Below are 23,803 nucleotides of genomic sequence, written 5' to 3' on the forward strand. Positions count from 1 at the left end.
TCCCCAGGGTGATGAGCCAGTACCCCGTCACCTTCGATCCCCCGCCGGAGGCTGCCGAATTCTACGCCGAAAGCCTTGCGCATCTGGTGGAATCCGGCATCCCGTTCATGCTGTCGGGCACCTATGCTCTGGGATGCCATACCGGCATCATGCGGCCGACCAAGGATCTGGACGTCTTCTGCAAGCCCGGCGACGCGCCCCGCATCCTCGCTTATTTCAAGGCGCTGGGACATCGCGTCGAATTCGAGGATGAACGCTGGATCGGCAAGGTCTGGCGCGACGGCAATTTCTTCGACGTCATCTACAACATCTCCTCCGCCAGCCTGCCCGTGACGGAGGAATGGTTCCGCGATGTCTCCCATGCGGAGGTCTATGGCACGACGGTGCGGATCACGCCGCCGACCGAATTCATCCTCTCGAAGGTCTTCATCCAGGACCGCTACCGCTATGACGGCGCGGACGTCGCGCACATCATCCTGCGGCAGCATGAACATATCGACTGGCAACGCCTGCTGGACGCGATGGAACTGCACTGGGAAGTGCTGCTCATCCACCTGCTGAACTTCCGCTTCATCTATCCGACGGAACGCCATTGCATCCCGCTCTGGCTGTTCGAGGAATTGCTGGGACGCTTGCAGACCCGCGCCGAACTGCCCGTCCCCAATCTGCGGGTGTGCCGGGGACGGCTGCTTTCACCGCGCGACTATCTGGTCGACATCACCGAATGGGGCTTTGCCGACGTGGTGGGCAAGGGGCTGGAGGAGAGCCATGATCGCAACCAGTGAGCCGCGGCCCAAGGACAGCCTTGTCCTCGCCGCCGTCGGGGACCTGCATGTCACCGATGCATCCGAACATCGCTACCGCGCCATGTTCGAGGAGATTTCGGCTCAGGCGGACATATTGGCGCTATGCGGCGACCTCACCAATTTCGGCAAGACGCGGGAGGCCGAAATACTGGCCGAAGACCTGCGAAGCTGCACCATTCCGACGGTCGCGGTACTGGGCAATCACGACCATGAATGCGGCCAGCCTGAGGTCGTGGCGCAGATATTGCGCGGCGCGGGCGTGACCGTGCTGGACGATCAGGCGGTCGAGATAAAGGGCATCGGCTTTGCCGGGGTAAAGGGCTTTGTCGGCGGTTTCGGCCGGGGGGAGCTTGGCGCTTTCGGGGAAAGCGCGATCAAGGGCTTCGTCGAGGAATCGATCAACGAGGCGCGCAAACTGGAAAATGCGTTGCGATCCCTGCGGACGGAACGGACCGTGGCCGTGCTGCACTATGCGCCGGTGGTGGACACGGTGCAGGGGGAGCCGCCGGAGATTTTCCCCTTTCTCGGTTCCTCACGGCTGGCCGAGGCGATCGACAGGTTCGACAATGTCCGCTTCGCCGTCCACGGCCACGCTCATCGCGGCGCCTTTGAGGGGAAAACGCCCGGCGGCGTTCCGGTCTATAATTGCGCGCAGTTCGTGCTGTCGGAGCGGTTCGACCGTCCCTACGCGCTGATCGCCATTTGACGGGCACGCGCCGGTTTTACGGGACGCCTGAACCAGAAGGTCCAGACCGTCAGCGTGCCGAGCAGCGTCATCGCCAGGCCCGACAGGGTCATGACCAGCCTGAACGCCAGACCGCCGACCTTCGCCGCGTGGAGCGGGTAGAGCAGATTATAGCCCTTCACCGCCATCGGCAGCGTCGCGGCATCGCGCGCCGCAACCAGCGCGCCGCTGTCCGCCGCGAACCAGAGGGTGGTGCGGCCATTGGGCAGCCATTCCTGCGGCCGCCGCATGCGGATTGCGATCAACCCATTATCCTTGCGCGGCAGGCTGAGGCTGCGCAACTCCGCATCGGGAAAGCGCGCCTTGGCCGTCATGACCATGGCCCCCCAATCGAGCCCTTCGCCAAGTTTGGCGTCGCGCGGCGGCGGTGGAGCGAGCGCCCTGTCGATCTGCGCTGGCGCCCCCGGCCCGAACAGCAGCGCCGCCATCGGCCGGAACACCAGAACGGCCCCTGTGACCAGCGACAGCAGCAGCAGCGGCGCGACGACGACGCCCAGATCGCGGTGATGCCGCACGATCGCCGGGCGGCTCATCCGCGCCGGCCATAGGCGCCATTCGAAAGTCCGCCGCGTGCGCCACCAGAGGATGAGGCCGGTGAACACGAAGAACAGGCCGCAAAGCGCGGCGATGCCGATCACCCAATCGCCCGTCTCGCCGGAAAAGAGATGATGGTGGAAGTCGAACAGCCAGAGTTCGGGCCGCTCCCACTGGCTGCTCCACCGCGTCACCATGGCACCCCGCTGATCCGCATAGGCGCCGCCGCCATTCTCGAACAGCAGCTTCAGCAACCCGAAATCATCGGACGCATAGCTGATCGACTGGGGCCGTCCCGCCGGATCCGCCATGATGCGCTGCGTCACCTCGGCCAGTTGGCGGACATCCTCCACGCGCGGGTCGCCGGCATGGGGCGCCAGGGTCCAGGCATTTTTATGCACCAGCAACGCGCCGCTAAGGCCCAGAAGGGCGAGCAGCAACCCAATCAGCCCGCCGGTCCAGCGATGGAGGGTGTCGATCAGCTTCACTAGAATCTGTAGTCCCATGAGAGGGTGAAATTGCGGCCGCGTCCCGCGAAATAATGGGCGTTGTCATTGGGCCGGACGGTCTGGCTGTAATAATCGATGTAGAATGTGTCGAAGATATTCTGCGCCGCGAGCGTCAATGCCCCGAACCGGGTCTGATAGCGCAGCGACAGATCGGTCACGTCATAGCCGTCGAACCGGTAGAGCGGCGGATAGGCGCCCGGCGTCCGTTCGAACTGCCGCGACAGGAAGAATTGCGTCTGGATGCGCGCTGAAACCGGACCGTGCACATAGCTGGCGGCCAGGTTCAGACGGTCAGGCGAGATATTGGCGCCATCCAGATCGCGATCCACCTTGTCGATGCCATTGTCCGATCCGTCGGTGCGACCGATCAGATGGGCATAGCCGGTCGAGAGGGTCAGCCCCGGCAGCGGCGTCCTGGCCGACAGGTTCAGTTCCAGCCCCTGTATTTCCACCCGCTGACGCTGGACCTCGAACACCCCGCCGCTCTGCACCAGCAGCGATCCGTTCTTGCTGGTCGACCAGAAATAGGCCGCGCTGGCGTCGATCGGGCCTCGCTTCACTTCGAATCCGATCTCCCGGTTGTTGGAGACGATCGGGCTGATATTCACATAATCGTCGATGTCGACGCCGGGCGTGGCCACTGCGCGGGCGATCCGGCCGACATCGGGCACGGTATAGCCCTCGGCATAGCTGGCATAGGCGCGGATGCCGGCCCAGGGTTCCAGGATCACGCCACCATTGAGCAGCGTATCGCTGAAAGTCGGCCTGCCGCCCGCGACGTCGACGCCGCCGCCATAGGTCCAGAGGGTATGATAGTCGTCGATGCTGATGCGCACATCCTCATGACGCAATCCGCCCGCCACGCGCAGCTTCTTGTCGAACAGCGCCAGATTGAACTGGGCGAAGGGCGCGAGGCTGCGATAGTCGGTCGGCGGCACCCAGGTCCGACCGGTCGCGATCAGCCGCTGTTCGGTCAGGTCATAGAGCGCGTCAAAGCCAATGGTGGCGGTCAGCGCCTCGAACCCCGGCATCGCGCGTTCATAACTGATCTTGCCGCCATATTTGCGGCTGCGGTTCTGCGACTGGTCGAACAGCGTATCCCTGGGCGCGATGCGCGGGTCTTGGAAGCTGGCGATCGGGGCCACCTCCCCGCCATAGGTGTCGCGCGAACGGTTGAAGAAGAGCTGGGCGATGAAATTGCCACCCCACAAGTCGCCGTCGGTCAGCGTGAGCGCCGCGCTTTCTGTGCGGTTCGCGGCAGGAACGCCCGGCGGCGTGCCGCGCACCGAACTGGTCGGGCGGTCGATGCGATAATTGCCGTCCGCTGCGACATAATCGCCCTCTCCCTTCAACTGGAAGCGGCTGATGGTCAGGTCCAGCCGCGCGCTGTCGCTGAGCGCATAGCCGAAGCGGCCGAACAACGACCAACTCCGGCTATCCTGCGTCTCGCCCTGGGTCAGGTCGGTGCCGACGCGATTGCCATGGCCGTCGTAAAAGGCGCCGCGCTTCTCATAGGCAGCGCCCACCGTCGCATCCCACCCCCCGGAACGCCAGCCGATCAGCCCCGCCACCTTGCCCCCGATGCCGTCGCTGCGAAAGCCGGTGTCGGCATTGCCCTGCGCCAGCATCCGGCCGGTCAGTCCATCCGCCTGGGGCGGCGCAACGGTCACCTGGTTGACGATGCCGCCCGTGCCGCCGATCCCCTGCAGCGCATTGGAGCCGTAGATCAGCTCCACCCGGTCGATGAAGAAAGGATCGATGGTGAAGCCATCCCTCGCTCCGTCGCGCAGCGGAGCGGTCTGCGGAATGCCGTTGATCGCATAAAGCGGCGAGCGGCCGCGCAGCGTCTCCCCCGCGCCGGACAGCTTCTGCCGCGTGGGCGAGAAGGAGGGGGTCAGCGCGGACAACGCATCGACAATGGACCCGCCGATTGCGACCTGCTGGTTGAGCGTTTCCTGATCGATGACGTCGATGGTCATCGGCAGGGCGTTGGCGGGCAGGATCGTGCGCGCCGCGGTCACGATGATCGGGCCGGCATCCTCGGCTGCAGGTTCGGACTGGGCCAGCGCAGGCTGGCTCAACAGCGCAAGCGCGCTGGTGGCGAACAGGACAGACGAGCGGATATGCATTCTTTCCCCCATAAGGCTGTTCGTCCGCTAGCCAAATGAGCAGGATGTTGCAAGTCATTAGCAGTATAAGAAGGGTTTTGCGGGTCGGGCCTGCGTGCACCCTAGCTTTCAATCAACGCTTTCAGGGCCTTCAGGTCGCGGTTGATCCAGCGGATGTCGGCGGCGAATCGGTCATCGTCCATGTCGGGTTGGCGGAACAGCGTCAGCATGACTTCCGCCCCTTCGCCATTCTGCACGACGCGCAGCGGGACAAACACCTGCTCGCCGTTGCCCAGGTCGACATGATGATCCATCACGCCATAGACATTATGCGGCGTGAAGCGGATGCGGATCGGACCTTCGGGGCCCTCCGCCAGCCAGTGCGCGCCTTCCTGCCGCAAGCCGGATTCGGCAAGGCCCGACGCCCAGCGCGGGAAATATTCCGGCCGCCAGATGATTTCGTAAAGTGCGCGCCAATCGCGGGCGATGGTGATGCTGAAGGTCCGGGCGGGCAGCATGTCGCTCTCCAATGAATCGTTGCGCGGGGCCATAGCATGGGATGGACGATCTCGCCCTTGCGTTCCGGCCGATATGGGACGAACATCCCTGGTTCCAAGCGACCGGCTTCATCAAGAGAGACGGATGGATTGGAGGAGAGCCAGGATGAGCGGCTGTTACACCCGGGCCATCGCGCTCGTCGGACCCGCCGGGGCGGGCAAGACCAGCCTTGCCGAAGCGATGCTGTTCATAACCGGCGCGATCCCGCGCCAGGGATCGGTTCAGGCGGGAAACAGCACGGGCGACGCCAGCCCGGAGGCGCGCGAACGGGGCAGTTCCACCGAACTCAACCTGATGCATTTCGAATGGATGGGCGACCGGTTCGCGCTGATCGACGTGCCCGGCGCGCCGGGCTTCGCCGCGGATGGCGCATCTGCGCTCGACATGGCCGACCTTGCCGTCGTGGTGATCGATCCCGATCCCGAGCGCGCCGCGCTGGCCCAGCCGGTGCTGCGCAGGCTGGAGGGCGCGGGCATCCCGCACGCCTTGTTCGTCAACAAGATCGATCAGGCGCGGGGCAGCATAGAGGACCTGTTGACGGCGCTCGCGCCGATGAGCGCCGCCGCCCTGGTGGCGCGCCAGATCCCGATCCGCGCCGGGGAACGAGTCGCGGGCTTCGTCGACCTCGCGCTGGAGCGCGCCTATCATTATGAGGCGGGCAGGAAATCGCAGCAGGTCGCGCTCGCCCCGCATGTGAAGGACGATGAAAGCGCGGCGCGTTTCCACATGCTGGAACAATTGGCCGACCATGACGACCTGTTGCTCGAACAATTGCTGTCCGACGAACAGCCCAGCCTGGAGACCGTCTTTGCCGATCTGGCGCGGGAGACCGCCAGCGGCCTGATCGTCCCGGTGCTGTTCGGTTCCGCCTCCAACGGTTTCGGCATCCGGCGGCTGCTGAAGATGCTGCGCCATGACACGCCCGCGCCCGCCCGGACGGCGGAGCGACTGGCGATCAGGGGCGAAGCGGCGCAGATCTTCAAGATCTCCCATGCGGCGACGGTCGGCCGGCTGGCGCTGGCCCGCATCTTCGGCGGCGCGCTTGCCGACGGGGCGGAGATGGCCGACGGCAAGGGGCGGCCATTAAGGCCCGGCGGATTGTTCGCGATCCAGGGCATGGCGACGGCGAAGATCCCGGCGGCCGAAGCCGGCTCCATCGTCGGCATCGCCAAGGTCGAGGCCGTTCAGGCAGGCGAGCTGATCGGCATGGCCGGCACGGCCCCGCAGACCGGCCTGCCGGTGGAGAAGAGGGCGGCGAACTGCGCGCTGGCGATCGCGGCGAAGGACCATAAGGACGAGGTGCGGCTTTCCACCGCCCTCAACCGGCTGGCCGAAGAGGATGCCGGGCTGCACTGGGACCAGGATGAAGGTTCGCGGGAGACCCTGCTGCACGGCATGAGCGAGGATCATCTCGCCGTCGCAGTCGACCGGCTGAAGCGGCGTTACGGCGTCGCTGTGTCCGTTCAGGCGCCGACGATTGCCTATCGCGAATCGATCCGCAAGGCCGTGACCCAGCGTGGCCGCCACAAGAAGCAATCCGGCGGCCATGGCCAGTTCGGGGACGTCGTGCTGGAAGTCCGTCCTCTCGAACGGGGCGAGGGCGTGCGTTTCGAGGAACGGATCACTGGCGGCGCGGTGCCCCGGCAATATATTCCCGCGGTCGAGAAAGGCGTGATCGATGCCGTCGCAAGGGGGCCGCTCGGCTTTCCCGTCGTGGATGTCTGCGCGGTGCTGGTGGATGGATCGTTCCACAGCGTCGACAGTTCCGAACTCGCCTTCCGCACCGCCGGGCGCATCGCCATGGCCGACGCCCTGGCGGCGGCGTCACCCTATCTGCTGGAACCGGTCGCCCATGTGACGATCATGAGTCCGGGCGCCGCCACGTCCCGCATCACATCCGCCATTGCGAGCCGCCGGGGCCAGATGTTGCGGATGACGACGCTGGACGGCTGGCACCATTGGGACATGCTGGAGGTCCTCCTGCCCGAGGCTGGGTTGCAGGGGCTGGAAGCCGAGATCCGCTCGATGAGCCAGGGCATGGCGCATTATGAGGCGCATTTCGATCATCTGGCGGAGGTCAATGCGAAGCTGGCCGACAGCATCGTGCAGCGGGCGAAGGAGCCGGCTTAGAGCCAATCGACATTCAGATGATGACGAGCCGAAAATGGCGGTTTTACGTCGAAGTTCACAGTGTACGCGCGCGCGTGCCAGCGCGCGCGTATGCGAAGGCGGGATTTTGATCGGACGTTTCAAAGAGGGACGCGAGATAGCGCGGCAGGGACGGAATAGGACAGGCCGAATGGGCCCTGTTGGAGAAATAGGATGTTTTTGGAGGAAGCTGTTGCGGTTGGGTGACGCATTTGAGGATGGCCGCGCGCAGACGCAATGGGAACGGGCCTAGGCTCAGGACCCAAAGCGGCGGTCCGGCGCGCCTGCGATCAGGCCGGGCTGAGCCCCTTCACCACGAAGGGCAGGCATTCCCCGTCCGGGTCGGTCAGGGTCAGATAGGCGCCCGGATGGATGGCATGCGCGTCCAGCCGATAGATTTTCTCGTCATCCGCCTCCCCCGGCTCATAGGACAGCGCCCAGCCATGCCGGGTGTGCAGCAGCGTACCGTGCCGGTCCGGCTCATTGGGCCAGAACCGCCGCGCCGTCGCCAGTTCGGGATGGATGCGATATTCCCTTTCGTCGATCACGCCGCCGCTGCCGAGCGGCAGGCGCAGGACATAGCTTCGGGCCGCCGATCCGTTGGGAAAGGCCGGCGTCCGGGCAAGTTCAAGGCGTATGGTCGTCCAACTCATGACCATTGCAATCGGATTCCCCGGCGGAAAGAGATATAAGGATTATTCCTGATGGCGACCGCGCCGGGGCAGTCCTAGCCAGAGGGTGAAGAGACGCTTGCCGGGAGACAGACGATGAAATCGGTCCTGCTGCACATTCATGAAGATCATGGCGCGGAAAGCCGCTTGCAGGCGGCCTGCGATCTCGCCCGCGCATCGGGCGCGCATATCCATTGCGTGCAGGTGACCGCCATGCCGGATTTCGTCGCGGCCGACATGTATGGCGGCGCGTCCATGGCCCCCGCGATGATGGCGGAGCTTTACGACATCGACGAAAAGGCGCGAATGCGCACCGAGGATCGGCTGCGCCGCGAGGACGTGAGCTGGGACTGGCGCCATGTGGAGGGCGATGTCGTCCATGGCCTGCTGTCCGCCGCGACGCTGACCGACGGCATGATCGTCACCCTGCCGTCCGGGCCGCGCCGGGAATTCGCCGACCCGCTGCACCTGGCGGCCGATCTGGCGCTGGCCGGGCGGGTTCCCGTGATCGCCGTGCCGCAGGAGGCGAAGTCCTTTCCGGTGACGGGCCGCGCCGTCGTGGCGTGGGAGGGCTCGCAGGAAGCCTCCGCCGCGCTGCGCCTGTCCGTGCCGCTGCTGAAGCTGGCGGAGGAGGTGCATGTCGTGACGGTCGAGGAAGCGGGCAAATATCCCTTCCCCGCGACCGACGCGCCCGAATATCTGGCCCGCCATGGCATCAAATGCCAGTTCCATAGCTGGCCGCAGGATGGCCGGACCGTCGAAGCGGCACTGAAGGCCGCGGTCGGCACGCTGAAGCCGGACTGGGTGGTGATGGGCGCCTTCGGCCATAGCCGGCTCAGGGAAATGGTGTTCGGCGGCGTCACCCGCGCCATGTTGCGCGAGGTACATGTTCCGCTCTTGCTGGCGCACTGAAGCCACGGCATGGTGGGAGCATGGCGGTAGCGGACGATGAGACGGAAGGCTTGACGCAGCGCGAGCACAGCCTGGAACAGGCGCTGCTCGGCTCGATCCTGGCGACCGTGCCGGACGCGCTGATCGTCATCGACATGCACGGGCAGATCGTGTCCTTCAGCGCGGCGGCCCAGCGCATGTTCCAATATGCCGAAAGCGATGTGCTGGGCGAGAATATCTCGATGCTGATGCCCTCCCCCGACCGGGAGAGGCATGACGGCTATATCGGCCATTATCTGTCCACGGGCGAAAAGCGGATCATCGGCATCGGCCGCCTGACCAGCGCGCGGCGGCGGGACGGGTCGACCTTTCCCATCGAACTGTCGGTGGGCGAGGTACAGGACGAGGGGCGGCGGCTGTTCACCGGCTTCATCCGCGACCTGACCGAGAGCCAGCAGGCCGAGCGGCGCGTGGCGGACCTGCAGGCGGAACTGGCCCATGCGGGCCGCGTGACGGCGATGGGCACGCTGGCGTCGGCCCTTGCGCATGAACTCAACCAGCCGTTGACCGCCATCGCCAATTATCTGGAGGCGGGGCGCGACATGCTCGACGCCGAGGGTCCGGTGGACCGCGATCTGCTGCGCGAGGCGATGGCGGAAAGCGCGGCCCAGGCGCTGCGCGCGGGGGAGATCATCCGGTCCCTGCGCGAGTTCATCAAGCGCGGCGAGACGATGCGCCAGCCCGAACCCCTGCGCCTGTTGCTGGCGGAGGGGGCGGCGCTGGCCTTCATCGGCGTCGACAGCCGGGGCCTCGACATGGACATCAGCGTCGATCCGCGCGTCGACAAGGTGCTGGTCAACCGGGTGCAGTTGCAGCAGGTCATCATCAACCTCACCAAGAACGCCGTGGAGGCGATGGCCGGCAGCCCGGCGCGCATCCTGCGCCTGTCCGCCATCCCCGGCGAAAACGGCAGGGTCGAGGTGATCGTCGCGGACAGCGGGCCGGGGCTCGCGCCGGAGATGTCACGCACCCTCTTCACCCCGTTCACCACCACCAAGCCATCCGGCATGGGCGTCGGCCTGTCGATCAGCCAGACCATCGTCGAGGGTCATGGCGGGCGCATCTGGGCCGGACCGTCGCAATGGGGCGGCACGGCCTTCCACTTCACCCTGGACGCAGCGGACTAGAGCATTTTGAAGTCGGCCGGCACGGCTGACGGGCTCGCAAAATGCGGCCAACAAGAAGGACCAGAGCATGAGCGAGCCATTCCCCATCTATGTCGTGGACGATGACGAGGCGATCCGGCGGTCGTTGTCCTTCATGCTGAAGACAAGCGGTTTCGCGGTGAAGCTGTTCGACGGCGGCCTGCCTTTTCTGAAGGAGGCTGCCGACCTGGAGCCGGGCTGCGTGCTGCTGGACGTGCGGATGCCCGACATGGACGGGCTGGCGGTGCAGCGCGAGCTGCGGGCGCGGGGCATCATGCTGCCCGTGGTGATCATGACGGGCCATGGCGACATCGACATGGCGGTGACGGCGATGAAGGCAGGCGCAAGCGACTTCATCGAAAAACCGTTCGAGAAGGCAGCGTTGCTCGGCTGCGTCGATGCCGCGCGGCGGGTGGCCGTGGCCGACCGTGGCGCGAGCGCGCGGGCGGACGATGCGCGGGCGCGGCTCAACATCCTGACGGAGCGGGAGCGCGAGGTGCTGGACGGGCTGGTGGAAGGGCTGCCCAACAAGACCATCGCCTATGACCTGGGGATCAGCCCGCGCACGGTGGAAATCCACCGCGCCAACCTGATGCAGAAGCTGGAGGTGAAAAGCCTGGCCGAAGCGCTGAGGATCGCCTTCCATGCGGGAGCGGAGAAGGACGAGGCGTAGATTGGGCTGGCGCCCGGCATGGCCCCGGCCGAAAACCGTCAGCCCGTCAATATCGCCCATGCCAGCAGGATACAGCCCATGCCCGCCGCCACGGAGACCACGCGGCCCCACGGCAGCAGCTTCTCCAACGCCACCAGCAGCGTCAGCAAAGCGATCCAGGCCAGGTTCATGGTCCCGCCCACGAACAACAGCGTCATCAGCATCCAGCAGCAGCCGACGCACCAGGCGCCGTGGATCATCCCCATGCGGAAAGCGCCGGTCCACCCCGGCCGATAGTGGCGGCTGAGGAATTGCGCGGGATTGCGGCACTGGCGCAGGCAGGCGTCCTTCCATGGGCTGATCTGATAGGCCCCTGCCCCGATCAGGAGCGCGGCCGCCAACGGGCGGCTGGATGTCGCCATCGCCATGGGGGACAGCATCGCCATTGTGGCCAAGCGCCACTGCGCCAGCGTGGCTGTCAGGGAGAAAAAGCCCCAGACCAGCAGATAGCCCAGGGTGAAGCTCTCCGTCGCGGGGCGCGTGGAGGCGCGTGCGGCGCGAGCGTAGAGGAGGACAATCGGCGCGGCGGAGGGGAGCATCATCGCGATCATCATCACCCACCACATGGCGAACGTCACGACGAACTGCGCGGCTGTCCATGGCATGTCGCCGGGCATCATCATCGCCAGCATCGGGTCTTCCGCCAAGCCGGCCGGAAGCAGGGAGGCGGTCGGCGCCATGCCCATGCCCGCGCCCGAAAGCAGCCAGCCCCAGGCCACAAGGATCAGCACCGCGAGCGCGACAAGCGAAATCAAGCGGTGCCGGGCGAGCACCGCGCCAAATGCGGCCACCGTCAGCCCCTGACGACGCCGTGGCTGTCGAGGTGGAGATAGGCGAACTGGCCGTAGCTCGCCGCATGGTCGAGCCGCATCGGCGCAATCGAGCGGCTGGCGCCGGAGCCGACCTCCGCCACTTCATATTCGAAGCCGTCGGGCAAGTGGATCTGGGCGCGGATTTCCGATCCGTCCACCGGGCTGCGGATCGGTTCGCCGTCCATTTCCAGATGGCCCGGGATGCGCAGGCGGCCCTTGCGTCCTTCCACGTCGACCTCAAAATCGACAGGAACGAAGCTGGGTTCGTGCATGGTGGCGATGGTGGAAGCGAAGACGGCGAAGACCGTCGCCATCGGAGCGGTGTCGCCGCCGGTCATGATCGTCAGCAGGGCATTGCGTTGCGCTTCCGTCGCCCGTTCGTCGACGAAGGCGGCACATTCCCCCTGCCCTTCATGGATCGGGCCGGGCCAGCGGAAGACCGCGGCGATATTGAGGCCCGACAGGTCGGTACTGCCGTGGCGCCCCTCATCGATGGCGAAGCCGAAGGCGGCCTGGCAATGCCCCTTGTCGGGCAGGCCGCCGAACTGGCAGTTGCAGCCATATTCACAGTTGCAGTTGGCGAATTCGCGGCCCTTGAGCATCCAGTAGACCATGGTCCGACTCCCCTGACAGCCGGAAGACCATAGCAGATTCACGCGGCCGCGTCGCGCTTTCGGCGGAAGGGATAGAGGAATTGCGCGCGATAGCCCTGGGGCACCTGTTCGGGCACGCCATAGCCGGTCGGCCATGCGCTGTCGGGCAGATGGTGGGTGCCGAACAGGCGGTCCAGCAAAGGGAAGTGGATCGCGAAATTCTTGTCGACCGCGACCTCCTCTATCGCATGATGCCAATGGTGGAAGCGCGGCGTCGCGACGACCGCGCCCAGGCGGTTGAAATCGCCGCGCAGATTGGCGTGGAGCAGCGAGGAGTAGACGTAGACGAAGCCGATATAGGCCTGCATCACCGATGGCGAGAAGCCGAAGGTGAGCAGCGGCAGCGATGTCACGCCGCGCAGGGCGATGATCTCGAAGAAATGCATGCGCGCGCCGGCGAGCCAATCCATGGACCTGGCCGAATGGTGCACGGCATGGAAACCCCAGAGGAAGGGGATGCGGTGGAAGGCGCGATGGAACCAATATTGGACGAAATCGGTCAGCAGCACCACTTCCAGGAACTGGAGCGGCCAGGGCTGGCCAGCGATCATGGCGCGGATGCCTGCGAGGCCGGCGGTGTTGGCGTTGATGAAGCTGGACGGCGCCAGCGCGAGGAAGGTGATGAGCTGCACCATCATCGAGCTGATCAGATAATAGAACAGGTCCTCCCGCCATTCCTGTCGGAACAGGCGCTGCTGCGCCCTATGTGGGAAGAGGCGCTCGATCGGGGCGAACATCAGGCCGGTGGCGACCATGTTGACGGCGAAGAAATCGACACCGAAGAACACGCCCCAATCATGGGTCTCACGCGGCTGGACTTCCGCTCCGCCCAGCAGGGTGGCGAGCAGCGCGACGATGAGCGCGGTGGCGCCGATGGCTTTGCGTGTACGCAAAAGCAGGCTGAGCAATGCCAGGGCATAGCCACCGATCAGCAGCGCATGGACCATGGGACGCAGCCCGCCCCATGCATGCAGCGCCGCCAGTTCGGGCGTCGAAAACCAGTCGGGCCAGCGTAGCGCCATGACCAGACAGAGCCCGGTGATGCTGAGCAACAGCGCGAAGAAGCCGGAGAACCAACCGCTGCCGAGGCGCCGCACGGCAAGGGGCGATTGCAGGTCGCGTTCCAGACTGTCGAACCAGTTTGCCATGATATGTCCCCTTTGCCTCCGGCTTGCCCCGCCTGCCGTGCCTGCTGCCTATGTTAAAGCTTCGCCCCTGCCGCCCTCAAGCTTTCCTTGACCCGCGCGGTGGCCATTTCGAGAGGGGCCGTCTCGCCCAGAAGGGCGAAGCTGCCGTTGAGCGCGAAGGTGCAATGGCCGTGCACCGTCGCCACCAGCGAGCGGGCAAGGCGCGGGGCCACGTCCTTCGCATCCGGCGGCAGGACAGCCGCGACTTCGCGCACGACGATCTCCGTAAGGCCGGCGCGCTGCCGGGCATAATCATCCGGCATGGGCACGCCGGGCGGCAGGCGATGGTCGTAGATCGCCATCCAGATGTTCGTGTTTTCCGATGCGAAGCGGAAATAGCCCTCCACCAGCGCGGCGATCCTGTCCTGCGGCCGGCTGGCGAGGCGCTGTTCCAGAAAGGCGGCCCAGAGGTCGAAGGTACGTGTGTTGATGGCGACGATCAGCCGGTCATAGCTGCCGAAGACATTGTAGAGCGTGCCCACCGAATAGCCGATGCGCTTCGCCACCTCCCGCGAGGAGAATTTGGCGAAGCCGGACTCGGCCATGTGGCGATGGCCTTCCTCCAGGATGAGCGCCTCCAGTTGCTCGCGGCTATGGTCGGATCGTCTGCCCATGGACAAGCGGATAGAAGATCAATTGAACGCTGTCGAATTATTTTATTGAACAGTGTGTAATTTTTGGGTAGCTGAGACTCCATTGGCTGGGTTTGCAGGGGTTCGACTCATGCTTGTGACGCTGGTTCTGCTGGTTTTCGGAGTGATGCTGTTCGACATGCGCGGGCGGTTGAAGGCGGCCGAGCACAGGTTGACGCTGCTGGAAGGGGGGATCGGAGACGCGCCCTTCCCCGCTCGCTACCGGCACGCCGGCGGGGATGGAGATGACGATGCCGGGGTGAAGACGGCGGCGCCCGCAAGCGTCGTGGAGCGGCGGGTTGCCATGGACACCGTTCCCCCGCACCCCGTGCCTGCGGTCGTGATCGACCGTCGATCCAGCGAAGGCGCGACTCACTCTCCTGCGCGGTCCGCTTCGGATGAGGTTCGGGAGATGGATGCCCCCCTTCCCCCGGATGACGGGGAAAAGGCGGAAGGCATCGATATGGCAGTCGAGCGCCCGGCCCGCCCCTCCTTCAGCTTCGAGGACCTGTTCGGCCGCCGCCTTCCGATCTGGGCGGGCGGGGTGACGCTCGCCGTGGCTGGCGTGCTGCTGGTCAAATATTCGATCGATGCAGGACTGCTCGCGCCACTGGTGCGAGTGGCTCTGGGGCTGCTGTTCGGCGGAGCGCTGATCGGCGGGGCCGAGGCGGCGTTGCGGCTGGAGGATCGGGTCCGCGACGCGCGGGTGCGGCAGGCGCTGGCGGGCGCGGGGTTGGCGACGCTCTATGCCGCGATCCTGGCGGCGCACATGCTATATGGGCTGGTCGGACCGGGCATCGCCTTTGCGGGGCTTGCGGGCGTGACCGGGCTGGCCATGGCGCTGTCGCTGCGCTTTGGCGCGCCGAGTGCGCTGCTGGGGCTGGTCGGCGGTCTGGCGGCGCCCGCCCTGGTCGAGGCGGGGCAGCCCAATGTGCCCCTGCTAAGCTGTTATCTCGCGCTGGCGGTCGGTGGGCTATGCGTGCTGTCGCGCACCCAGCGCTGGATGTGGCTGGGGGTGAGCGCGCTGGTCGGCGGGGCCGGCTGGGGCGTCGTCATGCTGGCGATGGGCGCGCTGGATTGGGCATCGTCGCTGTCGGTGGGGTTGCTGGTGCTGATGCTGGGGATGGCGTTGCCGGTCCTGGCCTTTTCCGGAACGCGGGCCGCGCTGCTGCGCATGGGCGCGGCCGTGGTGGCGGCGGGCCAGATGGCGGCGCTGGTGGCGACGGGCGGCTTCGGCCTGCTGCAATGGGGATTGTTCGGGCTGCTGTCGCTCATGCTGGTGTGGCTGGGGCGGGACGCGGCCTTGCGGCCGCTGGCGGCGATCGGCGCCGGTGTCGCGCTGCTGCTGGCGGCGGTGTGGCCGCAGCCGGAAATGGGTCGCTTCGCCCTGGTGATGCTGGGCATGGTGGCGATTTATGGCGGCGCGGCCCTGCTGCGGGTCTGGCGCGGCGCTTTGGTCGAGGCGGGACAGATCGCAGGACTGGCGCTGGGTGGATTTGCCGTCGCGCTGGGGCAATGCTGGCGGGTCGGGCTGGACGGGGAATTCGCCCTGCTGGCGCTGGCGGCCGCCGGATTGCCGGGCGCGGCCATGGCGATGGGCTGGCGATGCGGGACGCGGCGGGAGGATGCGCGCTTCGTGACGCTGGCGAGCGCCGCGGCGCTGCTGCTGGTGGTGGCCGGCGGGCTGGGGCTGCCGGAGTGGAGTCTGGCCATGGTGATCGCTGCGGTTGCAGCCGCGCTGCTGAGGTTGGCGGCGCTGGCGGAGGACCGGCGGGTCGAATGGAGCGGCTGGGGCTTCGCCTTCGGCGCGCTGGTGGTTCTGGCCGGATCCGACGATGTCGTCCGGCTGTGGGGAGAGGCGGCGGATGAGCCGGGCTGGCAGGGCGTGATGCGTTGGGCTGCGGGAGCGGCAATGGCGGCGCTGTTCGCCTGGCGGGCGCGCTTTGCCGAGGGGCGGATGGTCGCGCAGGGCGTGGCGGTGCTGCTCGCCTATGGGGCCGTGGCGCAGACGGTGCCGGCGCTCTGGGTGCCGGTGGGACTCGCGCTGGAGCTGGCCATGCTGGCGGAAGGAGCGCGGCGGCTGGCCGTCGGGCGAATGGCGCCCGCCCTGGGGGTGGCCTTGGCGCTGGTGGCGCTATGGGCCGCCTGGCCCCTGGGAATCTGGCTGGGCCGGGTGTTGCTGTCGCTGGTGGGTGAACCCGTGCTGGTCAGGGACTTGCCCGGAATAAGCGAGGTGGCGCGGCGGATCGCCTTGCCGGCGATGGCGCTGGGCCTTGCCCTGTGGCGGGGCGGTTCCGCCGTGGATGCGGTCGGGCGGCGGATCGGCTGCTGTGTCGCGGCGGTGCTTGGCGGAGTGGCGGCGCATGTCGCATTCAAGCAGCTTTTCGCTTTGGGGAGCCTGGCGGAGGTGACGCGCCTTGCCCTGGCGGAGCGCACGCTTTGGGAGGCTGTGCTGATGGGCCTGGGTTTCGTTGCGTTGCGGGGCCGGATCGCGCTGGCCCGATTCCATCCGTTGCCGAAAGCCGGGGAGAATGTCGAGCGCGCGGTCGGGACATGCCTCATCGCGGCGGGATTGGGGCATTTGCTGGTTTATTCGGTGGTGCTGCATAATCCGCTCTGGTTTCCGCAGGCGGTGGGGCATTGGCCCCTCCTCAATCTGCTGCCGGTGGTGCTGGCCCTTGCCTTCGTGGCGCTGAAGGTGGCGGATGGCTGGTCACGGCGGATGGCGGATGGCGTGCGGATGGCCTTGATCGCGCTGTTCGGCGTGGCGCTGCTGCGGCAGTTTTTCGTCGGATCGCTGCTGACCGTGCGCGGAGTGGGCCAGGTGGAGGATATTCTCCGTTCGGTGCTCGCATTGGCGCTCGCCATCGGCTTTCTGCTCTGGGGCATCCGCGGGCAGGCGCAGGCCGCAAACGCCAGGGACTGGCGCATCGCTTCGCTGCTGCTGATGCTGTTCGCCGTGGCCAAAGTGTTCCTGTTCGATGCGTCCGGGCTGACCGGGCTGCTGCGGATCGCATCCTTCCTTGCCCTGGGCTTCAGCCTCATCGGCATCGGATGGCTCTATAATCGCCTGTTGCGGGAGCCGGTTAACAACTCCGCGACTATTGCTGCATAATGCGTGAAGGACGGGGGTAAGAAAATGTCCGCACCTGATCTGTCTTTGCTGGGTAAACGCCGTTTCGCGCCCTTGTTCGTGGTGCAGTTCCTGGGCGCGTTCAACGACAATCTGTTGAAGTTCGCGCTGCTGTTCCTCGCCAATTTCAGCCTCTATCGGGCCGAGCCCGACAAGGCGGAGATGCTGGCGACCATCGCCACAGGCCTGTTCATCCTGCCCTATTTCCTCTTTTCCGCGCTGGCCGGGCAATTGGCCGACGCCTGGGACAAGGCGAAACTGGTGCGGGCGGTGAAGGCGGCGGAGATCGTCATCATGGCCCTCGCCGTCACCGGATTCTGGCTGGAATCGGTGCCGGTTCTGCTGTCCTGCCTGTTCCTGATGGGGCTGCATTCGACCATCTTCGGGCCGGTCAAATTTTCCATCCTGCCGCAGCATCTGCGTGCCGACGAGATCATGGGCGGCACCGGCCTGATCGAGGCGGGCACCTTCCTTGCGATATTGAGCGGGCAGTTGCTGGCCGGGGTGATCCCGCCCTGGGAAGCGGGACTGGTGGCGGTGGGGCTGGCGACGCTTGGCTTTCTGGCCAGCCTGGCGGTGCCGGCCGCGCCGACCGTGGTGCCGGGCCTTCGGATCGAGCGGAACATCGTCAGGAGCACCTGGCATATATTGAAGGCGGCGCGGCATGGGCGCGGCGTGTGGCTGTCGATCCTGGGGATAAGCTGGTTCTTCGCCGTGGGCGCGGTATTGCTGGCGGAGTTCGCGCCGCTGGTGAGCGGGGTGCTGAAGGCGAAGCAGGAGGTCGCGACCTTCTTCCTGCTGATCTTCTCGGTCAGCGTGGCGCTGGGGTCGATGCTGGTCAACCGGCTGCTGGGCGGGCAGGTTTCGGCGCGCTTCGTGCCGGTATCCGCGCTGGCGCTGGCCGGGTTCATGATCGACCTGTGGCTGTCGACCGGTTCCTATGCGCCCATGCATTCGGGCGCTGGCATAGCCGAATTCGTCGGCTCGCCGGGAAGCTGGCGGATCATGGTCGACCTGTTCGGCATCGCCTTTTCAGGCGGCATGTTCATCGTGCCGCTCTATGCGATCCTCCAGACGCACAGCCCGCGCGAGGAACGGTCGCGCACCATTGCGGCCAACAACATCGTCAACGCGGCGGTCACGGTGGCGGTCGTCACGGCGGTGACGGCGATGCTGGCGCGGGGCGAGAGCGTGCCCGGCGTGATCGGGGTGATGGGCTTCGCCACGCTGGCGGTGGCGCTGATCAGTTGCTGGCTGCTGCCGGAGACGGTGATCAAGGCGATCGTGCGCGGGATGTTGCGGCTCTGCTATCGGGTGGAGGTGCTGGGCGCCGGGAATATGCCCGGCGTGGGCGAACCGGCGGTCGTCGTGGTCAACCATGTGTCCTTCCTGGACGGCCTGCTGCTGGCGGCCTTCCTGCCGGGGAAGCCCACCTTCGCGGTGCATACGCGGATAGCCAGGGCGTGGTGGGTAAAACCGTTCCTGTCGCTGTTCGACGCCTTTCCGGTCGATCCCACCAATCCGCTGTCGGCCAAGGCGATGGTGAAGGCGGTGCGCGAGGGGCGGACGCTGGTGATCTTTCCGGAGGGGCGGATCACCGTCACTGGCGCTTTGATGAAGGTGTTCGACGGCCCCGGCATGGTCGCGGACAAGGCCGACGCGCCGATCATTCCGGTCCGGATCGACGGCGCGCAGTTCACGCCCTTCTCGCGGCTAAGGGGCAAGGTCCGGCTGCGGCGCTTTCCCAGGATCACGCTCACCGTCCTGCCGCCACGCCGCTTCGCCATCGAGGGCGAGATGACGGCGCGGGCACGGCGCGCGATCGCGGGGCGGCGGCTCTATGACGAGATGAGCCAGATGATGTTCGCGACATCCGACACGGACAGGACATTGTTCGAGGCGCTGCTGGAGGCGCGCCATGTGCATGGGCGCGGGTCGGCCATCGTCGAGGATGTGAAGCGCGAACCGCTGAGCTATGGGCGGCTGGTGACGGGGTCGCTGGTGCTGGGGCGGGTCATGGCGCGTTCGACGCGGCAGGGCGAGGCGGTCGGCGTGCTGCTGCCCAATGTCGCCGGGGTGGCGGTGGCCTTCTTTGCCTTGCAGGCGGGTGGGCGGGTGCCGGCGATGCTGAACTTCACCGCCGGGCTGACTAACCTGAAGGCGGCGTGCACGGCGGCCGGCATTCGGACGGTGGTGTCGGCGCGGGCCTTTGTCGAGCAGGGCAAGCTCGGCGACGTCGTCGCGGGGCTGGAGGCGGAGGGGATCGCCTTCCTCTGGCTGGAGGATGTGGCGGCAGGCATTGGAACCGGGGCGAAGCTGCGCGGGTTGATCGCCAGCCGCTTTGCCGCGCGCGCGCATGGGCGGCTCAAGGTTTCGCCGGACGATGCGGCGGTGATCCTGTTCACCAGCGGGTCGGAGGGGCTGCCCAAGGGCGTGGTGCTGACGCATCGCAACCTTCTGTCCAACTGCCGGCAATTGGCGGCGCGGATCGACTTCAATTCGGCCGACGTGGTGCTGAACGCCCTGCCGGTATTCCATAGTTTCGGGCTGACCGGCGGGACGTTGCTGCCGATCTTCCATGGGGTGAAGACGCTGCTCTATCCCAGCCCGCTGCATTACCGGATCGTGCCGGCGCTCGCCTATGACGCCAATGCGACGATCCTGTTCGGGACCGACACCTTCCTGTCGGGCTATGCGCGGATGGCGCATGGCTATGATTTCTACTCGCTGCGCTACATCTTCGCGGGCGCGGAGCGGGTGCGGGACGAGACGCGGAAAATCTATGCCGAGAAGTTCGGGCTGCGCATCCTGGAGGGCTATGGCGCGACCGAGGCAGGGCCGGTGATCGCGGTCAACACGCCGATGCACTTCCGCGCCGGGTCGGTCGGGCGGCTGTTGCCGGGGATAGAGGCGCGGCTGGACGATGTGCCGGGGATCGACGAGGGCGGGCGGCTTTCGATCCGGGGGCCGAACATCATGGCGGGCTATATGAAGGCCGATGCGCCGGGCATGCTGCAACCGCCGGAAGGGGGCTGGCACGATACCGGCGACATCGTGACCATCGACGATCAGGGCTTCGTGACGATCCGGGGGCGTGCGAAGCGCTTTGCGAAGATCGGCGGCGAGATGGTCTCGCTGCCCGCCGTGGAGGGCTATGCCTCTGCCGTGTGGCCGGATGCGGACCATGCGGTGGTGACGCGGCCCGATGCGCGCAAGGGGGAGCAACTGGTGCTGTTCACGACCGCGCGGGATGCGAAGGCGGCCGCGTTGCAGGCCTGGGGGAAGGCGCATGGGGTGGCGGAGCTGGCCCTGCCGCGGGACATCCGCGTGCTGGATGCGCTGCCGCTGCTGGGAACCGGGAAGACCGACTATGCGTCCATGACCCAGATGGCGGCCGGGTAGGACAGATCCTTCCTGCGTCGAAGGCATGGGAAGGATTGGGTGTTGGTGGAACGGCCTTCTCATCTGGTGCGGCGGTTGCTGGTGCGCCAGGTGCGGGGCGTGTTTCATGACAGCGCCCGGGGAGAGGCGCCGGTCGTCGCTTCGGACCGGGCGCTCTATCCGCCGGGGTCGGTGATCCGGCGGGTGCATGGCGACGTCACCGGCATGATGATCGGCGGGGTCGGTGCATTGCTGCTCCAGATGCTGCATCCGGCCGCCCTTGCCGGGATTTGGGACCACAGCCGGTTCCGTGACGACATGCTGGGGCGGTTGCGGCGGACGGCTCGGTTCATTGCCGTCACCACCTATGCCGAACGGGCCGAGGCGGAGGAAGCGATCGCGCGGGTGCGACAGGTGCATGAGCATGTGCGTGGGACGCTGGCGGACGGGACGGCCTATGCGGCGGGCGATCCCCGGCTGCTGGCCTGGGTGCATGTCTGCGAGGCGACGAGCTTTCTCGACGCGTGGATGGCCTATGGCGAGCCGTTCATGCCGCTGGCGGAGCAGGACCGCTATTTTGCCGAGGCGGCGCTGGTGGCGCGGGCCCTGGGGGCCGATCCGGTGCCGGACTGCCGGGCCGAGGCGGTGGCGCTGATGGCGCGTTTTCGCGGCGAGCTGGCAGCGACGGAACGGACGCGGGAGGTGGCGCGGATCGTGCTGCGGCAGCCAGCGCCCTCGCTGGGGCTGATGCCGGCGCAGGCGATGATGATGCAGGCCGCGGTGGCGCTGCTGCCGGGTTGGGCGCGGCGGATGCATGGCTTTTCGATGCCGGTCCTGGCGCGGCCGCTGGTCCGGGCGGGGGCCTTTGCGCTGGCGGGAACGATGCGCTGGGCGTTTCGCGGCGAAGATTGATCGCCGCGCCCGTGGGGGCTGGAATGACGGAAGCGGGGTTCAGGCGTTGAAATGGGCGACGAGGGCGTAGCGTTCGCCGGGGTAGAGCAGGCGGGCGTAGGTGATGCGTTCCCCGCCGCGCCAGGTCCAGCGTTCCAGCGCCAGGCAGGCGGCGTTTTGCGGGACGTCGAGGGCGTCCGCCGTCTCCGGACCGGCGTTGAGGGCGGTGATGCGATGTTCCGCCTCCGTCCAGGGGACATGGGCGAGCAGCCAGGAGCCCGGAGGTTCGGCGCTGAAATCCACCTCGGCCGCTTCGGGAACGGCGCGGAGGTTGATCAGGCGGGTTTCCGTCGCATAGGGCAAATCCTGGGCGAAGTGGCGGCATTCCAGAGCGAGCAGATCGCCGTCGGGCACGCGCAGCAGCGCCTTGTCTTCCGCGCTTGCCCGGCGGCGCTCGCGACGGATGAGGTCGAGGCGGTAGCTGAGGCCCTGCCCTTCCACTTCGGCGCGGATGTCCGGGATTTCCAGCGCGGCACGGTGGAAGCGGGGCGCGGCGACGAAGGTGCCCGCGCGCTTGCGGCTTTCGAGCAGGCCCGACTGCACGAGCGCGCGCAGCGCCTTGTTCACCGTCATGCGGGAGCAGCCATAGGCGTCCATCCATTCCGCCTCCGTCGGGATGCGGTGGCCGGGGCGCCATTCGCCCGACATGATGCGGCTTTCGATGTCGCGGCGGATGCGGCGGTGGAGCGGGGTCAATCGAGCAGGGCCTTGAGAAGTTGGGTGTAGCGCGCCTCTATGGCGGGGCGGGCATGGTGGAGGCCTGCGGTAACGCGCCTGACGCCGGCGCACCAGACGCTATCGATCTGGGCGCGGGCGAAGATCCAGCTGTCGAGCAGGCGGTCGCCGGAGCGGGCGGCGGTGGTGGGCTGGCCGGGGCGGAGGGTGACGATGTCGGCGCGGGCGCCCGGCGTGAGGGTGGCGGGGGGATGGCCGAGCGCCTGGGCGCCTTTCCGGGCATGATGGTAGAGGCTGGCGCCGGTTGACTGGCCTGGGGCGGTGAGAAGGTTGCGGGCCTGGTGGGTCAGGCGCTGGCCATATTCGAGCAGGCAGAGTTCGGCGGCGGCATCGATCCGGATATTTGAGTCTGAGCCTATGCCGATGCGGCCGCCCTGGGCAAGGAAAGCGCGGGCGGGGAAGAGGCCGTCGCCCAGATTGGCTTCGGTGATGGGGCAAAGGCCGACGGTGGCGCCGCTTTTCGCGATGGCGTTCCGTTCGCTGTCGGCGATGTGGGTGGCATGGACCAGGCACCAGCGTTGGTCGACCTCCGCATGGTTCATGAGCCATTCGACCGGACGCTGGTTGCTCCAGGCGCGGCAGGCTTCGACCTCGGCGCGCTGTTCCGCGATGTGGATGTGGATGGGGCCGTCCGGCGCCAGCGCGGTGATGGCGGCGAGTTCCTGCGGGGTGACGGCGCGCAGGCTGTGGGGGGCGACGCCCAGGGTCGCGTTCAGGGGTTTCAGGGCTTCCAGCAGGCGGGCGTAGCTGTCGGGGGTGTGGAGGAAGCGGCGTTGGCCTTCCGTGGGGGGGACGCCGCCGAAATTCGAGTGGGCGTAGAAGACCGGGAGCAGGGTGAGGGCGATGCCTGTGTCGCCGGCTGCCTCAGCAATGGCTTCGGCCATGGCGGCGGGGTTGGCGTAGGGCGCGCCGCTGGGGTCGTGGTGGAGATAGTGGAATTCCCCGACGCTGGTGAAGCCGCTTTCGAGCATTTCGGCATAGGCAAGCGCGGCGATGGCGTGGAGGCCTTCGGGGTTCAGGCGGTCGAGGAAGCGGTACATCGCCTCGCGCCAGGTCCAGAAGCTGTCGCTGCCCTCCCCTGCCCTTTCGGTGAGGCCGGCCATGGCGCGCTGGAAGGCGTGGCTGTGGACATTGGGCAGGCCGGCGAAGGCGGGGCCGTGGCGTTCGTCGCCGGGTTCGGGGGGAATTCCATGAACGATCCGGTCAATGAACCGGCCTTTCAGAATCATGCGGACGGCAGGACGCCAGCCTTCGGGGAGGAGAGCCTGTTCGAACCATAGCGCCATTTCGATTTCCCCTCTCCAAAGGCATGGGATTGGCCGGAGATGGCTAATCCAAGACATTCCCCTCCCGTAAACGGGAGGGGTTAGGGGTGGGCGCGAGCGTAGCGAGCTTCTGACTTAGCCGTTGCAAAACAGCGCAGATGCCGCGC

General features: G+C 66.8%; 19 protein-coding genes. 9 read left to right on the plus strand and 10 right to left on the minus strand.

All coding sequences use genetic code 11. The features are described from left to right. The first annotated feature begins 11 nt into the window (after nt 1-11). Together A0J57_RS08375 and A0J57_RS08380 are read left to right on the plus strand one after the other, a co-directional pair. On the plus strand, nt 12-785 hold the full coding sequence (locus A0J57_RS08375) for a nucleotidyltransferase family protein (protein ID WP_048575216.1): 774 nt from the start codon (nt 12-14) through the stop codon (nt 783-785). After that, a complete protein-coding gene (locus tag A0J57_RS08380; RefSeq protein ID WP_061937062.1) occupies nt 769-1,512 on the plus strand; it encodes a metallophosphoesterase in 744 nt (247 codons plus the stop codon). The genes A0J57_RS08375 and A0J57_RS08380 overlap by 17 nt, the downstream gene beginning before the upstream one ends. Here the strand turns inward: A0J57_RS08380 and A0J57_RS08385 are convergent. The 3 genes from A0J57_RS08385 to A0J57_RS08395 all read right to left on the minus strand — a co-directional run bounded on the left by A0J57_RS08385 (nt 1,491) and on the right by A0J57_RS08395 (nt 5,220). Then, on the minus strand, nt 1,491-2,573 hold the full coding sequence (locus A0J57_RS08385; RefSeq protein WP_061937065.1) for a PepSY domain-containing protein: 1,083 nt from the start codon (nt 2,571-2,573) through the stop codon (nt 1,491-1,493). The genes A0J57_RS08380 and A0J57_RS08385 overlap by 22 nt on opposite strands. Next, the gene (locus tag A0J57_RS08390; protein ID WP_061937069.1) at nt 2,573-4,723 is read right to left on the minus strand and encodes a TonB-dependent receptor; all 2,151 of its coding nucleotides are present in this window, start codon (nt 4,721-4,723) and stop codon (nt 2,573-2,575) included. Before A0J57_RS08390 ends, A0J57_RS08385 begins: the two co-directional genes overlap by 1 nt. A 101-nt stretch (nt 4,724-4,824) precedes the next feature. Next, the gene (locus tag A0J57_RS08395) at nt 4,825-5,220 is read right to left on the minus strand and encodes a hypothetical protein (RefSeq protein ID WP_061937195.1); all 396 of its coding nucleotides are present in this window, start codon (nt 5,218-5,220) and stop codon (nt 4,825-4,827) included. A 145-nt stretch (nt 5,221-5,365) separates the two neighbouring features. Here A0J57_RS08395 and A0J57_RS08400 point away from each other — a divergent pair, with 145 nt between their 5' ends. Then, nucleotides 5,366-7,390, plus strand: a complete 2,025-nt coding sequence (locus A0J57_RS08400; protein WP_064232696.1) for an elongation factor G — start codon at nt 5,366-5,368, stop codon at nt 7,388-7,390. Nucleotides 7,391-7,698: 308 nt separating this feature from the next. Here the strand turns inward: A0J57_RS08400 and A0J57_RS08405 are convergent, their stop codons facing one another. Beyond that, the gene (locus tag A0J57_RS08405) at nt 7,699-8,061 is read right to left on the minus strand and encodes a hypothetical protein (protein ID WP_025548473.1); all 363 of its coding nucleotides are present in this window, start codon (nt 8,059-8,061) and stop codon (nt 7,699-7,701) included. A 114-nt stretch (nt 8,062-8,175) separates the two neighbouring features. On the opposite strand from A0J57_RS08405, the gene A0J57_RS08410 reads away from it, so the two are divergent. The 3 genes from A0J57_RS08410 (at nt 8,176) to fixJ (ending at nt 10,848) form a co-directional block, all read left to right on the plus strand. Continuing rightward, nucleotides 8,176-8,991: a universal stress protein gene (locus A0J57_RS08410; RefSeq protein ID WP_061937074.1), complete on the plus strand. Its 816-nt coding sequence runs from the start codon at nt 8,176-8,178 to the stop codon at nt 8,989-8,991. A 20-nt stretch (nt 8,992-9,011) separates the two neighbouring features. Then, nucleotides 9,012-10,157: a sensor histidine kinase gene (locus tag A0J57_RS08415; protein ID WP_025548469.1), complete on the plus strand. Its 1,146-nt coding sequence runs from the start codon at nt 9,012-9,014 to the stop codon at nt 10,155-10,157. 67 nt (nt 10,158-10,224) lie between these two features. After that, nucleotides 10,225-10,848, plus strand: a complete 624-nt coding sequence (gene fixJ / locus A0J57_RS08420) for a response regulator FixJ (protein WP_025548467.1) — start codon at nt 10,225-10,227, stop codon at nt 10,846-10,848. A gap of 38 nt (nt 10,849-10,886) precedes the next feature. Here fixJ and A0J57_RS08425 read toward each other — a convergent pair whose 3' ends face one another. From A0J57_RS08425 to A0J57_RS08440, 4 genes are read right to left on the minus strand one after another with little or no spacing between them, the layout of a single operon-like run. Beyond that, complete coding sequence (locus tag A0J57_RS08425; protein WP_061937077.1) at nt 10,887-11,678, minus strand: DUF2182 domain-containing protein; 792 nt, start codon at nt 11,676-11,678, stop codon at nt 10,887-10,889. Between the two features lie 2 nt (nt 11,679-11,680). Next, entirely contained in the window at nt 11,681-12,313 is a 633-nt protein-coding gene (locus A0J57_RS08430) for a DUF1326 domain-containing protein (RefSeq protein WP_025548464.1), read from the minus strand. 38 nt (nt 12,314-12,351) lie between these two features. After that, on the minus strand, nt 12,352-13,500 hold the full coding sequence (locus A0J57_RS08435; RefSeq protein WP_061937080.1) for a sterol desaturase family protein: 1,149 nt from the start codon (nt 13,498-13,500) through the stop codon (nt 12,352-12,354). Nucleotides 13,501-13,553: 53 nt separating this feature from the next. Beyond that, on the minus strand, nt 13,554-14,153 hold the full coding sequence (locus A0J57_RS08440) for a TetR/AcrR family transcriptional regulator (protein WP_061937084.1): 600 nt from the start codon (nt 14,151-14,153) through the stop codon (nt 13,554-13,556). A gap of 109 nt (nt 14,154-14,262) precedes the next feature. Here A0J57_RS08440 and A0J57_RS08445 point away from each other — a divergent pair, with 109 nt between their 5' ends. From A0J57_RS08445 to A0J57_RS08455, 3 genes are read left to right on the plus strand one after another with little or no spacing between them, the layout of a single operon-like run. Further along, nucleotides 14,263-17,286, plus strand: a complete 3,024-nt coding sequence (locus A0J57_RS08445) for a DUF2339 domain-containing protein (protein WP_061937087.1) — start codon at nt 14,263-14,265, stop codon at nt 17,284-17,286. A gap of 24 nt (nt 17,287-17,310) precedes the next feature. Further along, on the plus strand, nt 17,311-20,706 hold the full coding sequence (locus A0J57_RS08450) for an acyl-[ACP]--phospholipid O-acyltransferase (RefSeq protein ID WP_235600819.1): 3,396 nt from the start codon (nt 17,311-17,313) through the stop codon (nt 20,704-20,706). 45 nt (nt 20,707-20,751) lie between these two features. Next, the gene (locus A0J57_RS08455) at nt 20,752-21,597 is read left to right on the plus strand and encodes an oxygenase MpaB family protein (RefSeq protein ID WP_061937201.1); all 846 of its coding nucleotides are present in this window, start codon (nt 20,752-20,754) and stop codon (nt 21,595-21,597) included. Between the two features lie 39 nt (nt 21,598-21,636). On the opposite strand, the gene hutC is transcribed toward A0J57_RS08455, so the two are convergent. Together hutC and A0J57_RS08465 are read right to left on the minus strand one after the other, a co-directional pair. After that, a complete protein-coding gene (hutC, locus tag A0J57_RS08460) occupies nt 21,637-22,332 on the minus strand; it encodes a histidine utilization repressor (RefSeq protein WP_044660992.1) in 696 nt (231 codons plus the stop codon). After that, nucleotides 22,329-23,657, minus strand: coding sequence for a formimidoylglutamate deiminase (locus tag A0J57_RS08465; RefSeq protein WP_061937090.1), 1,329 nt, complete (start codon nt 23,655-23,657; stop codon nt 22,329-22,331). The genes hutC and A0J57_RS08465 overlap by 4 nt, the downstream gene beginning before the upstream one ends. Nucleotides 23,658-23,803 lie beyond the last annotated feature (146 nt).

It is taken from the genome of Sphingobium sp. 22B, from assembly GCF_001580035.1.
Classification (GTDB): Bacteria; Pseudomonadota; Alphaproteobacteria; order Sphingomonadales; family Sphingomonadaceae; genus Sphingobium; species Sphingobium fuliginis.

Excerpts from the sequence above, each read along its gene's own strand:
- A0J57_RS08390 (WP_061937069.1), bottom strand. The coding sequence starts at position 4,723 with ATGCATATCCGCTCGTCTGTCCTGTTCGCCACCAGCGCGCTTGCGCTG.
- A0J57_RS08445 (WP_061937087.1), top strand. The coding sequence starts at position 14,263 with ATGCTTGTGACGCTGGTTCTGCTGGTTTTCGGAGTGATGCTGTTCGAC.
- A0J57_RS08410 (WP_061937074.1), top strand. The coding sequence starts at position 8,176 with ATGAAATCGGTCCTGCTGCACATTCATGAAGATCATGGCGCGGAAAGC.
- A0J57_RS08400 (WP_064232696.1), top strand. The coding sequence starts at position 5,366 with ATGAGCGGCTGTTACACCCGGGCCATCGCGCTCGTCGGACCCGCCGGG.
- A0J57_RS08375 (WP_048575216.1), top strand. The coding sequence starts at position 12 with ATGAGCCAGTACCCCGTCACCTTCGATCCCCCGCCGGAGGCTGCCGAA.
- A0J57_RS08435 (WP_061937080.1), bottom strand. The coding sequence starts at position 13,500 with ATGGCAAACTGGTTCGACAGTCTGGAACGCGACCTGCAATCGCCCCTT.
- A0J57_RS08430 (WP_025548464.1), bottom strand. The coding sequence starts at position 12,313 with ATGGTCTACTGGATGCTCAAGGGCCGCGAATTCGCCAACTGCAACTGT.
- A0J57_RS08440 (WP_061937084.1), bottom strand. The coding sequence starts at position 14,153 with ATGGGCAGACGATCCGACCATAGCCGCGAGCAACTGGAGGCGCTCATC.
- A0J57_RS08450 (WP_235600819.1), top strand. The coding sequence starts at position 17,311 with ATGTCCGCACCTGATCTGTCTTTGCTGGGTAAACGCCGTTTCGCGCCC.
- A0J57_RS08405 (WP_025548473.1), bottom strand. The coding sequence starts at position 8,061 with ATGAGTTGGACGACCATACGCCTTGAACTTGCCCGGACGCCGGCCTTT.
- A0J57_RS08465 (WP_061937090.1), bottom strand. The coding sequence starts at position 23,657 with ATGGCGCTATGGTTCGAACAGGCTCTCCTCCCCGAAGGCTGGCGTCCT.
- A0J57_RS08415 (WP_025548469.1), top strand. The coding sequence starts at position 9,012 with ATGGCGGTAGCGGACGATGAGACGGAAGGCTTGACGCAGCGCGAGCAC.
- fixJ (WP_025548467.1), top strand. The coding sequence starts at position 10,225 with ATGAGCGAGCCATTCCCCATCTATGTCGTGGACGATGACGAGGCGATC.
- A0J57_RS08395 (WP_061937195.1), bottom strand. The coding sequence starts at position 5,220 with ATGCTGCCCGCCCGGACCTTCAGCATCACCATCGCCCGCGATTGGCGC.
- A0J57_RS08380 (WP_061937062.1), top strand. The coding sequence starts at position 769 with ATGATCGCAACCAGTGAGCCGCGGCCCAAGGACAGCCTTGTCCTCGCC.